At 56.1% G+C, this 12,466-nt stretch carries 17 protein-coding genes and 1 tRNA gene; 9 read left to right on the top strand and 9 right to left on the bottom strand.

The genetic code is table 11. From position 1 onward, the window contains the following. Nucleotides 1-7: 7 nt before the first annotated feature. The 4 genes from AC2FIC_RS02250 to AC2FIC_RS02235 all read left to right on the top strand — a co-directional run bounded on the left by AC2FIC_RS02250 (nt 8) and on the right by AC2FIC_RS02235 (nt 3,294). On the top strand, nt 8-784 hold the full coding sequence (locus tag AC2FIC_RS02250; protein ID WP_271946306.1) for an ABC transporter ATP-binding protein: 777 nt from the start codon (nt 8-10) through the stop codon (nt 782-784). Between the two features lie 33 nt (nt 785-817). Further along, complete coding sequence (locus tag AC2FIC_RS02245; protein ID WP_271946303.1) at nt 818-1,531, top strand: transporter substrate-binding domain-containing protein; 714 nt, start codon at nt 818-820, stop codon at nt 1,529-1,531. 72 nt (nt 1,532-1,603) lie between these two features. Then, nucleotides 1,604-2,491, top strand: coding sequence for an ABC transporter permease (locus AC2FIC_RS02240; RefSeq protein WP_142635158.1), 888 nt, complete (start codon nt 1,604-1,606; stop codon nt 2,489-2,491). Next, nucleotides 2,488-3,294, top strand: coding sequence for an ABC transporter permease (locus tag AC2FIC_RS02235; protein WP_142634616.1), 807 nt, complete (start codon nt 2,488-2,490; stop codon nt 3,292-3,294). The genes AC2FIC_RS02240 and AC2FIC_RS02235 overlap by 4 nt, the downstream gene beginning before the upstream one ends. 149 nt (nt 3,295-3,443) lie before the next feature. Here AC2FIC_RS02235 and AC2FIC_RS02230 read toward each other — a convergent pair. Together AC2FIC_RS02230 and AC2FIC_RS02225 are read right to left on the bottom strand one after the other, a co-directional pair. Next, nucleotides 3,444-3,520: transfer RNA gene (locus AC2FIC_RS02230), tRNA-His, on the bottom strand. A 47-nt stretch (nt 3,521-3,567) separates the two neighbouring features. Continuing rightward, nucleotides 3,568-4,050 (bottom strand): GNAT family N-acetyltransferase, encoded by a 483-nt coding sequence (locus AC2FIC_RS02225; RefSeq protein ID WP_496690787.1) that lies wholly within the window; start codon nt 4,048-4,050, stop codon nt 3,568-3,570. Between the two features lie 77 nt (nt 4,051-4,127). Here AC2FIC_RS02225 and AC2FIC_RS02220 point away from each other — a divergent pair, with 77 nt between their 5' ends. Next, entirely contained in the window at nt 4,128-4,316 is a 189-nt protein-coding gene (locus AC2FIC_RS02220) for a DUF6324 family protein (protein WP_142634620.1), read from the top strand. Between the two features lie 4 nt (nt 4,317-4,320). On the opposite strand, the gene AC2FIC_RS02215 is transcribed toward AC2FIC_RS02220, so the two are convergent. Beyond that, nucleotides 4,321-4,752, bottom strand: coding sequence for an MmcB family DNA repair protein (locus AC2FIC_RS02215; protein ID WP_496690788.1), 432 nt, complete (start codon nt 4,750-4,752; stop codon nt 4,321-4,323). Between the two features lie 113 nt (nt 4,753-4,865). Here AC2FIC_RS02215 and AC2FIC_RS02210 point away from each other — a divergent pair, with 113 nt between their 5' ends. After that, entirely contained in the window at nt 4,866-5,186 is a 321-nt protein-coding gene (locus tag AC2FIC_RS02210; protein WP_271946295.1) for an ArsR/SmtB family transcription factor, read from the top strand. After that, on the top strand, nt 5,183-5,608 hold the full coding sequence (locus tag AC2FIC_RS02205; protein ID WP_496678221.1) for an SRPBCC family protein: 426 nt from the start codon (nt 5,183-5,185) through the stop codon (nt 5,606-5,608). The genes AC2FIC_RS02210 and AC2FIC_RS02205 overlap by 4 nt, the downstream gene beginning before the upstream one ends. Nucleotides 5,609-5,883: 275 nt before the next feature. Here AC2FIC_RS02205 and AC2FIC_RS02200 read toward each other — a convergent pair whose 3' ends face one another. After that, nucleotides 5,884-6,780 (bottom strand): LysR family transcriptional regulator, encoded by an 897-nt coding sequence (locus tag AC2FIC_RS02200; protein ID WP_496690789.1) that lies wholly within the window; start codon nt 6,778-6,780, stop codon nt 5,884-5,886. Between the two features lie 90 nt (nt 6,781-6,870). Here AC2FIC_RS02200 and AC2FIC_RS02195 point away from each other — a divergent pair, with 90 nt between their 5' ends. Beyond that, entirely contained in the window at nt 6,871-7,698 is an 828-nt protein-coding gene (locus AC2FIC_RS02195) for a TauD/TfdA dioxygenase family protein (RefSeq protein ID WP_496690790.1), read from the top strand. 112 nt (nt 7,699-7,810) lie between these two features. On the opposite strand, the gene AC2FIC_RS02190 is transcribed toward AC2FIC_RS02195, so the two are convergent. The 5 genes from AC2FIC_RS02190 to AC2FIC_RS02170 form a co-directional block, all read right to left on the bottom strand. Further along, nucleotides 7,811-8,116 (bottom strand): hypothetical protein, encoded by a 306-nt coding sequence (locus tag AC2FIC_RS02190; protein WP_142634632.1) that lies wholly within the window; start codon nt 8,114-8,116, stop codon nt 7,811-7,813. 59 nt (nt 8,117-8,175) lie between these two features. After that, nucleotides 8,176-8,658, bottom strand: coding sequence for a transcription antitermination factor NusB (gene nusB / locus AC2FIC_RS02185; RefSeq protein WP_142634634.1), 483 nt, complete (start codon nt 8,656-8,658; stop codon nt 8,176-8,178). After that, nucleotides 8,655-9,206, bottom strand: a complete 552-nt coding sequence (locus AC2FIC_RS02180; protein WP_496690791.1) for a 6,7-dimethyl-8-ribityllumazine synthase — start codon at nt 9,204-9,206, stop codon at nt 8,655-8,657. Before AC2FIC_RS02180 ends, nusB begins: the two co-directional genes overlap by 4 nt. Before the next feature lie 2 nt (nt 9,207-9,208). Continuing rightward, on the bottom strand, nt 9,209-10,330 hold the full coding sequence (gene ribB / locus AC2FIC_RS02175) for a 3,4-dihydroxy-2-butanone-4-phosphate synthase (protein ID WP_496690792.1): 1,122 nt from the start codon (nt 10,328-10,330) through the stop codon (nt 9,209-9,211). A gap of 109 nt (nt 10,331-10,439) precedes the next feature. After that, a complete protein-coding gene (locus tag AC2FIC_RS02170; protein ID WP_142634640.1) occupies nt 10,440-11,027 on the bottom strand; it encodes a riboflavin synthase in 588 nt (195 codons plus the stop codon). Nucleotides 11,028-11,165: 138 nt separating this feature from the next. Here AC2FIC_RS02170 and AC2FIC_RS02165 point away from each other — a divergent pair, with 138 nt between their 5' ends. Next, nucleotides 11,166-12,464, top strand: a complete 1,299-nt coding sequence (locus AC2FIC_RS02165; RefSeq protein WP_496690793.1) for a capsule polysaccharide biogenesis protein — start codon at nt 11,166-11,168, stop codon at nt 12,462-12,464. The last annotated feature ends 2 nt before the right edge of the window (nt 12,465-12,466 follow it).

Raw genomic sequence — 12,466 nt, 5'->3', positions numbered from 1 at the left:
ACCAACCGTGACAGATTCAACTCCCGTCATTGAGATCAAGAACCTACACAAGAGTTTCGGCAATCTGGAAGTGCTGAAGGGCGTGGATATCACTGCCAGACGGGGCGATGTCGTATCTTTGATTGGGTCCTCGGGGTCTGGGAAATCCACTCTATTGCGGTGCTGCAACCTGTTGGAAGACAGCCAGCAGGGCGAAATCCTTTTCAAGGGTGAACCTGTTCGTTGGTCCGGTAACAGCCACACGCGCCGGCCTGCTGATGCGAAACAGGTTCTGCGCATTCGCACAAACCTGTCGATGGTTTTCCAACAGTTCAACCTGTGGGCTCATTTGACCATCCTGCAGAACGTGATGGAAGCACCTGTAACGGTATTGGGCCGTGACAAAAAAGAAGTTGAAGACAGCGCACGCAGATACCTTGAAAAAGTTGGTATTGGCGACAAGTGCGACGCCTACCCCGCACAGTTGTCTGGTGGCCAGCAACAGCGTGCCGCGATCGCGCGGGGGCTGTGCATGGAGCCCGAGGCGCTTTTGTTTGACGAGCCCACGTCGGCGCTGGACCCCGAATTGGAACAAGAAGTGATCAAGGTGATCAAAGACCTGGCTGCAGAAGGCCGCACCATGATCATTGTGACCCACGACATGAAAATGGCCGCTGATATCTCTAGCCATGTCGTTTTCCTTCACCAGGGCCTCATCGAAGAAGAAGGCCTGCCTGAAGATCTCTTTACTACCCCTGAATCTCCACGGCTTCAGGGCTTTCTTTCCGCCACTCAGGCGGCATAACTTCAGATCAGAACCAAAACTGGGGAGTATCCAATGAAAAAACTGATCCTGACCACTGCGGCCCTTGCGCTGAGCGCAGGCATGGCTATGGCAGACACCATCCGGATGGGGACCGAGGGCGCCTATGCACCTTGGAACTTCGTCAATGACGCAGGTGAGATCGACGGCTTTGAGCGCGAGCTGGGCGACGAGCTGTGCAAACGCGCAGACCTGACCTGCGAGTGGGTCAAGAACGACTGGGATTCGATCATTCCGAACCTGGTCTCGGGCAACTACGATGTGATCATCGCTGGTATGTCGATCACCGACGAGCGTGACGAGGTCATCGACTTTACCCAGAACTACACACCGCCGGATCCCTCCGCCTATGTAGCAATGTCGGATGACGCCGATGTTGCAGGTGGTGTGGTCGCCGCACAAACTGGCACCATTCAGGCTGGCTATATCGCCGAATCCGGCGCGACCCTGGTCGAGTTCGCCAGCCCCGAGGAAACCATCGCTGCCGTACGCAACGGTGAGGCTGATGCGGTTCTGGCCGACAAATCCTTCCTTGCCCCGATCGTCGACGAAGACGCAGATCTGCGCTTTGTGGCCGATGAGGTTCCGCTGGGTGGTGGCGTCGGCATTGGCGTCCGTGAATCCGACGGTGAGCTGAAAGAAAAGCTCAACGCAGCCATCCAATCCATGAAGGATGACGGTAGCCTGAACGAGCTGATCACCAAATGGGAAGTGTCTTCGACCTTCTAATTCTGATCCGGCGGCGTGCCCCAGTCTACGGGCGCGCCGCCCCAGCGCCTTTACCACCTGAAGAGGCCCGCCATTTTTTCGTTCTGCACTGATCCCGACACGCTGGGAACCTTTCGTTGGTTCTCGTGCTATCTGACCAATGGTGTGCATTGGTCCTTTTACCTGTCCTTCCTCAAGGTACTGGCCCTGCTTGCCGTGACGGCGCCCGTAGCGCTGGGTTTCGGGTTCGTCGGGGCCATGGCTGCCCGTTCGCACGTTCTGCCGGTCAGTTGGCTGGGTAAGGGTTATATCGCCATCGTGCGCGGCGTGCCGGATATCGCCTTTTTCATGTTCTTCGTGATTGCTTTGGATCAGGCATTCGAATGGACGCGGCATCAAATTCTCTGCCCGGACTGGACGGATTCGATCCGACAGGGCAACGACTTTATCGTCTGCCAATCTGCCAAACTGCCACTGGGCACCTCGCCGGAATGGGTGCACGAAACCTATGGGTTCTTTCTGGCTGTCATCACTTTCTCTATTGTTTTCGGTGCTTTCGCCGCCAATGTTCTGTTCGGCGGCATGCGGGCGGTACCCTATACACAGCTGGAAACCGCCGAAGCCTATGGAATGTCCCGCCGCCAGACATTCTGGAAAATCCTTGTGCCTCAGATGTGGGTTTATGCCCTGCCCGGTCTCAGCAATCTCTGGATGGTTCTGATCAAGGCCACACCGTTGCTGTTCCTTCTGGGCATCGAAGATATCGTGTACTGGGCCCGCGAACTGGGCAGCACCAAGACTCCGAAGTTTACGCAATACCCACACGGTGACTGGCGCATGTGGTATTTCCTGTTCCTGCTGGTTTTCTACCTTGGCTTCACCCGTATGTCCGAGATCGGGCTTGAACGCCTGATGCGCCGGCTGTCCCACGGACAGGCCACCGCCGCCGGAGAATTGCTGCGCAAGGAGACCACCGCATGAGCTGCTTGCAGACCATTCAGGACTACGGCCTGCGATCTCTTGGATATGGCGAGCGCCTGCTGCCAAAATCCGACTTTACCTTATGTGAGCACTTTACCCTGATCGGGTCTGGTATGATCTGGAATATCTATTTCGGAGTCATGGCGCTTGCGACCGGATTTTTCCTGGCCACAGCACTGGCGCTTGGCAAAGCTTCACCCAGTTTCTGGCTGCGCAAACCTTCGGAATGGTTCATTTTCATCTTTCGAGGTTCGCCGCTGTTCATTCAGTTTTTCTTTGCCTATTTCTTCTTCCTGTCGCTGAAGAAATCCTATCCGATGTTCGATTCTCTGACGTCGGCCTGGATAGGGGCTCTGATTGTTCTGTTTCTGAACACAGCCGCCTATTCAGCCGAAATTTTCTTTGGCGCGCTCCGATCCATTCCCAAGGGCGATACCGAGGCTGCAGATGCTTATGGCATGTCCGGTTGGTCTCGCTTCCGGCGGATCGTCTGGCCCACCATGCTGCGGCTTGCCTGGCCCGCCTACACGAATGAGGCGATCTTTCTGTTCCATGCCACCACGCTGGTGTTCTTCTCGGCCTTCCCCGCCTGGCAGCAACGAGGCGATGCGCTGTATTACGCAAGCTATTTCGCGGACAAGACGTTCAACCCCTTTGTCGCCTATCCAATCCTTGCCTTCTATTTCATCTTACTGACGCTTGTGATCGTTGGAGGGTTCGGCCTAGTGAACAAGCATCTGAACCGTCATTTACCTGCGGAACGGAAAACGAAAATGCGCTTTCGCCTGAATCTGGCACGCTAAGAACCTACCGGGGATGCAGCCGCTGCAATCCCCGGAAAAGACAATTTCTCAAATAATAATCGGTACCGTTTTGAGTGAAGGCAGCCCTTCGATTTGCGCGGTGGCTTAGGGGCCGAACTAGCTTGGGAATTTTCTGACAATCGGGGAGATGGTACCGCCTCCCTGGCTTGAACAGGGGACCTCTGGATCCACAATCCAGCGCTCTAACCAACTGAGCTAAGGCGGCACTTGTGAAGGGCGATGTACCGAACGCGTTCACGGAATGCAAGAGGATTAAAGCTGAATTTTCCAGCTTTGTTCGACCAGATCAACCCCGAAGGAATGGACCGGTTTGCTATCCATCAACTGCCACCCAGTGGACCCATAAAGCGCACAGGCAGCCTTGTGGCTTTCATGCGTCCACAGCCTCATTTCAGTGTAACCGGCGCCGCGAGCAAAGCCCATGCAGCTCTCCAGCATCCGCTTTCCCAGGCCCATCCCACGCGCTTCGGGCAACAGCAAGAACAAGCGCAGTTTTGCGGTCGTTTCACTCAGGGCAACGCAGAAAATACTGCCCAAAGGTTTACCGTCACATTCGGCTATCCAGCCACGCTCGCGCTTGGCATCATGGTCCGAGATGAAATCGTCGAGGATTTCTTTCACCAACACGGCAAAAGAGTCGTCAAAACCTTCGTCTCGTGAATACAAAAGATCATGCACAGCCACCAACCACGGCGCGTCCAAAGCTTCAAAGGGTCTGATCTGAATAGAGTGCATCCCCTATTTGAACGCAAAGGTAACTTGATTCTCAAGCCTTTGCGCGCTAGCACGAACTCTCATCCCCGGAGGCACACATGAGCATCAATACCGAAAGTGACATTCAGGCGAATTTGCAGATCGGACCAACAGATCAGGGGATGGTGCGCCTATTCATCGAAGCGGAAAACCTTGAAATTCCAATGGATTTCGATCCGGAAGAAGCCGAAGAGATTGCCGATGAACTCCGTGCTGCTGCGCATGCCGCACGGGCGGTAAAAAGCTAACCTATCAGATTCTGGGATCTCTCAGGGACTGCAAGCGCCGGGCTGCATCTGTGGCAAATTTCTGGATCATCTTCTTCCGCCGGGCCGGAGCTATCTTGTCCTCTGGTGCCATACGCACGATCTCGGCGTCATAAGCATCGGCAATGATCAACCCGGTCTCGGCAGGCAACAGCTCGGTCGGAAACTCCGTATCCACTGCCCAGAAGAATCGATCACACCACTCCAAATAACCATGCCATTTGGAATCCGACTGGAAATCAGCGCGGCTTGATTTACATTCGATCACCCAAAGCTCACCCTTAGGACCCAGCCCCATCACATCAACCCGCAGTCCGCGTATAGGCACGAATTCCTCAACGGATACAAAGCCATGCGCCGTCAGGTGACGGGCGACGCCACGTGCAAGTCTTTGTCCGGGTTGCAGGTCCAATGTCATATCCCAAATGTGAACAATTAGTGAACAAATGTAAAGTGAGCCCATACGGCTTGACATAGTACCATTTGGTATCGCATTAATGTGAAACCAAATGGTATCTCTTTAGGTTGCATATGGAAAACCAAACTCAAAACGCGTTCCGCGCTCTGGCTGACCCTACCCGCAGGGACATTGTGCAGATGCTGGCACTGCAGGACATGACGATCGCTCAGTTGACTGATCGCTTCGACATGACCCGCGCGGCGGTCAAGAAACATCTAACCGTGCTGTCGGATGGCGGCCTGATTGCCGTCGAAGCCCGTGGCCGGGAACGCATAAACCGACTTGAACCAAAAGGCATGGCCCCTGTTCTGGATTGGCTCAGCTACTTTGATCAATTTTGGGATGAACGCCTTAACTCTCTTAAAGAAGCTGTTGAAAGGAAATCAAAATGACTGATGCCGTTCTAAGGAAATCCATCTTCCTGAGGGCCGAGCCCGAGACTGTCTGGGCCTATCTAACCGAACCCGACCGGTTGGCGGAATGGTTTCACAAACCCGAACGCCCCCTGGCGCAGGGCCAAAAGCTTGAGATGTTCGGAACAACCAGTGGCGACCTGCTGATCTGGGGAGAGGTCCGCGAGGCGCGCCCTCCGTCCTATCTGGAATATTCGTTCACGGTTAAGCCGATGGGAGACGCGGTCAGCATCGTGAAATGGACCCTGGAACCGGTGGCGGGCGGTACACGCCTGGACCTGCTGCACGAAGGTCTGCCGCAAGGTGCCGATGCCTTTGGCCTGATCCTGGCGCTGGACAATGGCTGGGACGAGCATTTTGGCAAGATGCGCGTGGCCTTGCACGAAACTGTTGACGCCTGACCCCTTGTGCGAACCCGCCGGACGCCCTACTTAGGCCCGTGGCGGGTTCTGCCCTTCTTGTGACTGGTAGCATTCTGGTGGCCTTAAGCAATTCCGAGGGGGCTGGCTCTGTTCAGGTCCTGGCCTGATTACCTGGCGCCCACCTGTACATACAGGTCCTCGGGAATCAAACCGCACGGTTGACTGGTGGTCCCGCCACACTCGATCCAAACTCCGGCAGGAAATAGCCGGATTTACGAGCTCTGGGTTCTGACCTGCGGGCCAGATCGCGCTAATCAAACCTGGATCAGACAGGCATCAAGAAATGCTTTTACGGGTTCGGGTTGCCGAATGGCGCGGGGCTGCACAATCACAACATTAAAATACCCGATATCCTGTACCAGCGGACGCGCTACGACCGCATCGCCTTCTATCGTTCGGCTCGCCTCAGGCGGAAAACCAACCAGCGTGAACCCAAGCCCCTTGCCAACATAGGCATGCACCAACTCTCGTGATTGCGAGGTCAGCGGTACTTCTGGATCAAGCCCGGCGGCCTGCAACAGGTCAAGATAGCTTGGACCCGGACCGGAACGCGACACTGCGATGTAGGGCATGCCTGTCAGCTGCTCAAGCTGTATGCTGGCGGCATGCGCCAATGGGTGCGAGGCCGGGAGTAAAACCAGAGGCGCCAGTTCTTTAAGTACTTCAACGTGATGACGTCGAGGTTCAAACCCTTGATCAAACACCACAAGCGCGTCCAATTCGCCCGCATCCAGCGCAGCAACGAGGTTCGGGAAATCATCCTCAACAACCTCGATGCGGATACCGGGATGGCTTTGGCGAAAAGCCAGAACAGCTGGTAGAATGATCTTCTGCGCAATCGCATAATGCGTCCCGATCACAATAGACCCTGTTTTACCCTCAGCCATCACAGCGGCCCGATTGCCGAGCGCGCCTGCTTGCATCAGCAACGCTTCGGAATCCGTCAAAATGGCTGCGCCAACGCGGGTCAACCTCATCCCGCGTGCGGGAAAGCGGTCAAACAACGTCAAACCAGTGACATCTTCGAGCTTGTCGATTGCCGATGAAATAGCGGCGGCCGAAACATTCAGGTTCCTGGCTGCCTGCGCGATACCGCCACATCGCGCCGTCTCGGCGAAGAACGACAACTGGCGCAAAGTGAAACGTATCATCAATAAAATCTTCTCTTTACAAATTTTAAATCAGTTTTTTCGACCTTTAGCAATGCGCTACCCTGCGTTTGAAACTCAGGGAGAAAGCAGATGGACATCAGACCACTTACCGGCGGTGTGGGCGCAGAGATCATCGGCGCCGATATCCGAGACGGCAGCCTGTTCGACGCCATTCATACGGCCTTTGCTCAGCACTCTGTCATCGTACTCAGAGCGCAGGATGTCGGCCCGGATGAGCATCTGGCGTTTGCCCAACGCTTTGGCGCGATCAACATCAACCGCTTCTTCAGGCCGGTCGAGGGGCATCCAGAAATCGCTATGGTGCTGAAGGAAAAGGATCAGAAAGAGGCCATCGGAGAGGGCTGGCATACCGATCATTCCTACGACCAAATCCCGGCGATGGGGTCTATCCTGCATGCTTTGGAAACCCCGCCCTTTGGAGGCGACACGCTGTTCGTCTCGATGGGTGCGGCTTATGAGGCGCTGTCACCTACCATGCGGAGCTTTCTGGATGGGCTCTGGGCGGTTCATTCCTCTCGGCACGTTTTTGGAACAAGCACACAGGACAGTGAAGCGGCGCAAAGTGGTCGGCTAAGCAATGCACAGGCAGCCACCCAAGACGCGCGACATCCTGTGATCATAAAACACCCCCTCAGCGGGCGGCGCGGTATTTATGTGAATCCAGTGTTCACAACCCATATCGAAGGCCTGAGCGCTGATGAATCAGCAGCCATCCTTGCAATGCTATATGACCATTGCCAGCAACCCGAGTTCCAATGCCGCATTCGTTGGCAAACAGGCGACATGACCATCTGGGACAACCGGGCCACATGGCACAAAGCGGTCAATGACTATCATGGATTTCGACGATTGATGCACAGGGTTACCGTGGAGGGTGTCGCCTTGTCTGCCGAATGACCCGAACCCTGTCAGACAAAAGTCACAACGCAGTCAGACTAAAACTGACGCCCTGACCTACCAATTACGGCGGGCAAGCTCTGCGTCCACCTCAGCCGGCGTGTCACCTGTCTTAACGCCCAGTACGTGCCTCTTGTTTGATCAAGGCAGGCTTTAGCCTGACAGAAACCGGCGTTCCACCGCGCGGACCGCCGGGTTTTTCGGCCATGCTCATAATGGCATAGGCAAACTGTACACCGGCAAAGACGATCCCGTTCATGAACCAGATCATCGCCAGAGCAACCAGACCGATATCAGAACCAGTAATCAGATGACGCAGGTTGGCGACATTCAGGGCCAGAAGCACCCCGACAAAAATTGCCGAGATGGCAAAGCCCCAGGCCACTTGCGTGATATACAAACGGATCAGTTTGGGCATGGCGGACCTCATTGCGCTGTAATATTCAGTTTAACGCATACTTGATCCGTGTAAACGCGTCAGAACGCCTCGGGCTTGGCCTCGTGCGCCATGTGATCCAGCACTGCGTTGACAAATTTGGTCTCTTTACCTTCGGGGAAGAAGGCCCGCGCCACATCGACGAATTCAGTGATGACCACCTTGGGCGGTGTGTCGTTCTGTGTCAGCTCTGCTCCGGCGGCCCGGAAGGCCGCGCGCAGGGTCGGGTCGATCCGGGCAATCGGCCATTTGGCAACCAAAGCGCGATCGGTCATCTGATCGATCGGCGCCTGATAATTGACCGCATCTTCAACCAGCTTGCGGAACAGGCGAATATCGCCGTCCAGCATTTCCTCGCCCTCATAGACGGCGCCAAAGCGGTGATCCAGAAACTCGGTCACAACCTGATCGGTTGTCTGACCCGATTGCTCCATCTGGAACAGCGCCTGCACGGCATAGAGCCGAGCGGCGGATTTCATCAGGCGTTTCTGGTTGGCCGGTTTTGGCGCGTCTGTCTTGGTCATGCTGTTGTGGGTCCGTTGCTGTCGCCCGCCACAAGGATGGACTCGGACGGCGGCTTGAACCCGACGCCCTTTTTGGAAGAGCCCCACTTACGGCTGAGCGCGATCAGATGCAAGGCCGCAGCGGCAGCCCCGCCCCCTTTATTCATTTTTTCCGGATTGGCGCGCACTTCGGCCTGATCGTCATTCTCGACTGTCAGGATACCGTTGCCGATGCACAGCCCCTGCAGACCCATCAGTTGGATGGCACGGCTGGAGTCGTTGCAGACGGTTTCGTAATGCGTGGTCTCTCCGCGAATGACACAGCCCAGCGCGACATAGCCGTCAAAATTGCACTGACGGTCCGCCATGGCGATAGCCGTCGGGATTTCCAAGGCGCCGGGCACTTCGACCACATCACAGGTGCCGCCTGCCCCTTCGATCTCGGCCTTTGCGCCAGCCACCAGATTGTCAGCGATGACGCGATAGAACGGGGCCACAACGATCAACAGCTTGACGGGTTTGTCGAATGTCGGCGTTGGCAGCAAGCCGTGTTTGTCTTGTTCAGCCACAATCAGTCCTCCCTGAGGATTGAACGGGTCCCGACAATGGACAGGCCAAAAGCGTCGAGCCCGAGATAAACGGTTTCCGGCGAGTCGGTCAGCAGCACAAGTTCCTGGATCCCCATCTTGGACAGGATCTGCGCCCCCAGACCGGTTTGTTTGATGGTGCGTGGGCCCTCATCTTCAGCCGCATAGAGCGAGTTGCGCGGTTGGCGGAACAGACAGACCACACCGCGCCCTTCATCCGCAATCTTTTCCATCGCGCGCGGCAGCTCACGTGAGGATTTCGGGCCAAGACCCAGAATGTCGGGCGCCTCGTGCAGCGCATGGGTCCGGGTCAAAACCGGCTCGGGTGTGGTGATGTCACCCTTGACCATCACGACATGTTCGATGCCATGAGTCTGATCGGTGAAAATCCGCATTTCCCAATCGCCGCCATATTCGGATGTGACGGTTTCCCGAGATGTCTCAACCACCAGATTGTCATTGCGCGACCGATAGGCGATCAAGTCGCTAATCGTGCCGATCTTCAACCCGTGTTCCTTGGCGAATTCGACCAGGTCAGGCAGCCGCGCCATGGTTCCGTCAGGGTTCATGATCTCGCAGATCACGCCCGAAGGGTTCAGCCCGGCCAGGCGTGAGATATCAACGGCGGCCTCGGTATGGCCCGCGCGCACCAGCACCCCGCCCCGCTTGGCCCGCAAGGGGAAGACGTGACCCGGCGTGGCGATATGGGCCATCGTGTTTTGCTCGTTGATCGCAGTCGCCACAGTCAGCGCCCGGTCACCAGCGGAAATGCCAGTCGACACTCCCTCGCGCGCTTCAATCGACACGGTGAACGCGGTCTCATGACGTGACGAGTTGTTCACCGCCATCATAGGCAGACCCAACGTGTCAATCCGTTCCGCCGTCATTGGCAGGCAGATCAGGCCGCGACCATGGGTGGCCATGAAATTAATTGCCTCAGCATCAGCGAACTCGGCGGCAATCACCAGATCGCCCTCATTCTCGCGATCTTCGTGATCAACCAGGATATACATCCGGCCTTTGCGCGCCTCGTCGATGATCTCTTTGATCGGGCTGATTGCCGCGCGCAGTTGGGCCTCGACCGGTCCGGGAGTTTCAAAGCTCATGGGGCAGCCTTTCACATGCCAAGTTTGACCGGGTGGATAGACCACCGCGCGGTCAAAGACCAGACCGCATGCGGCACCGTTCCGGTCAGACGCGACGTTGAGTTGTGGACTAGGACATTTCAGCGAGGCGCGCGACATAGCGAGCCAGCGTGTCGATCTCAAGATTGACCCGGTCGCCGATGCCGACATCCCCCCAGGTCGTCACCTCTTTGGTGTGCGGAATGAAGTTGATACCAAAATCGCACCCGTCCACATCGTTTACGGTCAAAGAAGTACCGTTCAGCGCAACTGATCCCTTGGGCGCAATGAAGCGGGCCAGATCTTTGGGTGCGCGCAAGGTTACCCGCGTGCTGTCGCCCTCGTCCAGAACGGCGACCACTTCTGCGACGCCATCAACATGACCAGACACGATATGACCGCCCAACTCATCTCCGACCTTCAGCGCGCGTTCCAGATTGACACGTTTGCCGACGGTCCAGCGATCCAGATTGGTTTTCGAAACGGTTTCCGCGCTGATTTGCACATCATACCAGTCTTCGCCCAATGCGATGACTGTCAGGCAAACGCCGTCGCTGGCAATGGATGCACCAATATCAATCCCCGGGGTATTGTAGGCGGTTTTGATCCGCGCCCGCAGATCGCCTTGCTGCTCCAGTTCGGTGATGGTGCCGATATCTGTGACGATCCCCGTAAACATTGCGTTAACCCTCTGTTTCTAACCTGATGCCAGCGCTCACCGTCGAGGTAAGCGTAAGCGCGCCTACGGGCAAGCCCCAGGTTGCCGCAAATACGACAAACAGGCATAATTCCTCATCTAACGACAAGAGCAGCAGAAATGTCACCACTCAACGGCGCTGCGCAAAAACGCGTATTTCTTTTCCTGCAAGGACCGCACGGGCCGTTTTTTGGCGCGCTTGGTAAGATCCTGCGCGCAGCGGGTTCCGAGGTGTGGCGCGTGGGTTTCAACGCCGGGGATCAGGCTTTCTGGTCTGATAAGGCCAGCTTTATTCCCTATGCTGGCAAACCCGAGAACTGGCCGGTAAAATTTGTTGACCTGGTTGTCGGCCGCGAGGTGACAGACATAGTCCTGTATGGCGATACGCGTCCAATCCACGCCCAAGCCATCCGCATCGCCCGCGCCCACGGGATCACTGTTCATGTTTTCGAAGAAGGGTATCTGAGGCCCTGGTGGGTCACCTACGAACGCACAGGTACGAATGGCAATTCGCATCTGATGAATCTGGAAGTTACCCAGATGCAGCGAGCGCTGGAGCGTACTGATGCGCCGATGCCGCCCCCTCCGACGCATTGGGGTGATATGCGACAGCATATTTTCTATGGCGCGCTGTATCATTGGTTTGTTCTGTTCCTGAACGGCAAGTATCGCAATTTTCGAACCCACCGTGACCTACCGGTTTCGAAAGAGTTCAGGCTGTATTTCAAACGGCTGGCAATGATGCCGTTCCACAGAATCCGGCGGCGTATGGCGACGGAGCGAGTCCGGCGGGGCGGGTTTCCCTATCACTTGGCATTGCTGCAACTGGGACATGACAGTTCGGTTCAGTCACACTCGGACTTTGACTGCATGTCCGAGTTTCTTGAGCAGGTACTGCACGGTTTTGCAAAAGGCGCACCAACGCACCATCATCTGGTCATCAAAGAACACCCGCTGGAAAACCATCGGGAACCATTGCGCCAGGTGGCACGCAAACTGGCCAAAACACTGGGTATCGCTGATCGGGTCCATTATGTACCCGGGGGCAAACTGGCCACATTGCTCAACGAAGCGAGCTCGGCCGTGACGATCAATTCAACTGCGGGTCAGCAGGTATTGTGGCGCGGCATTCCTCTGCGCGCCTTTGGCAAATCGGTCTATGACAAGCCCGAATTTGTTTCCAGCCAACCGATCACTGATTTCTTTTCCAATCCAGATATCCCCGATACCGAAGCCTATCAAAGCTATAGGCGTTTTCTGCTTGAAACCAGTCAGGTCCCCGGCGGGTTTTATTCACGCCGTGGGCGGCGACAGTTGCTTAGGCGAGCCGTGGATATGATGCTAAGGGCGAAAGATCCCTACCAATCCGTGCTGACCGACAAAGAGGCGCGGACGCCACAGTTGAGGATCGTTGAGTAAAT

Source organism: Ruegeria sp. CDSC079, from assembly GCF_059610505.1.
This window is presented reverse-complemented; position numbering and strand designations above follow the sequence as displayed.

Excerpts from the sequence above, each read along its gene's own strand:
- AC2FIC_RS02165 (WP_496690793.1), top strand. The coding sequence starts at position 11,166 with ATGTCACCACTCAACGGCGCTGCGCAAAAACGCGTATTTCTTTTCCTG.
- AC2FIC_RS02210 (WP_271946295.1), top strand. The coding sequence starts at position 4,866 with ATGGAAAACCAAACTCAAAACGCGTTCCGCGCTCTGGCTGACCCTACC.
- nusB (WP_142634634.1), bottom strand. The coding sequence starts at position 8,658 with ATGACCAAGACAGACGCGCCAAAACCGGCCAACCAGAAACGCCTGATG.
- AC2FIC_RS02200 (WP_496690789.1), bottom strand. The coding sequence starts at position 6,780 with ATGATACGTTTCACTTTGCGCCAGTTGTCGTTCTTCGCCGAGACGGCG.
- AC2FIC_RS02190 (WP_142634632.1), bottom strand. The coding sequence starts at position 8,116 with ATGCCCAAACTGATCCGTTTGTATATCACGCAAGTGGCCTGGGGCTTT.
- AC2FIC_RS02205 (WP_496678221.1), top strand. The coding sequence starts at position 5,183 with ATGACTGATGCCGTTCTAAGGAAATCCATCTTCCTGAGGGCCGAGCCC.
- AC2FIC_RS02235 (WP_142634616.1), top strand. The coding sequence starts at position 2,488 with ATGAGCTGCTTGCAGACCATTCAGGACTACGGCCTGCGATCTCTTGGA.
- AC2FIC_RS02215 (WP_496690788.1), bottom strand. The coding sequence starts at position 4,752 with ATGACATTGGACCTGCAACCCGGACAAAGACTTGCACGTGGCGTCGCC.
- AC2FIC_RS02220 (WP_142634620.1), top strand. The coding sequence starts at position 4,128 with ATGAGCATCAATACCGAAAGTGACATTCAGGCGAATTTGCAGATCGGA.
- AC2FIC_RS02195 (WP_496690790.1), top strand. The coding sequence starts at position 6,871 with ATGGACATCAGACCACTTACCGGCGGTGTGGGCGCAGAGATCATCGGC.
- AC2FIC_RS02225 (WP_496690787.1), bottom strand. The coding sequence starts at position 4,050 with ATGCACTCTATTCAGATCAGACCCTTTGAAGCTTTGGACGCGCCGTGG.
- AC2FIC_RS02170 (WP_142634640.1), bottom strand. The coding sequence starts at position 11,027 with ATGTTTACGGGGATCGTCACAGATATCGGCACCATCACCGAACTGGAG.
- AC2FIC_RS02245 (WP_271946303.1), top strand. The coding sequence starts at position 818 with ATGAAAAAACTGATCCTGACCACTGCGGCCCTTGCGCTGAGCGCAGGC.
- ribB (WP_496690792.1), bottom strand. The coding sequence starts at position 10,330 with ATGAGCTTTGAAACTCCCGGACCGGTCGAGGCCCAACTGCGCGCGGCA.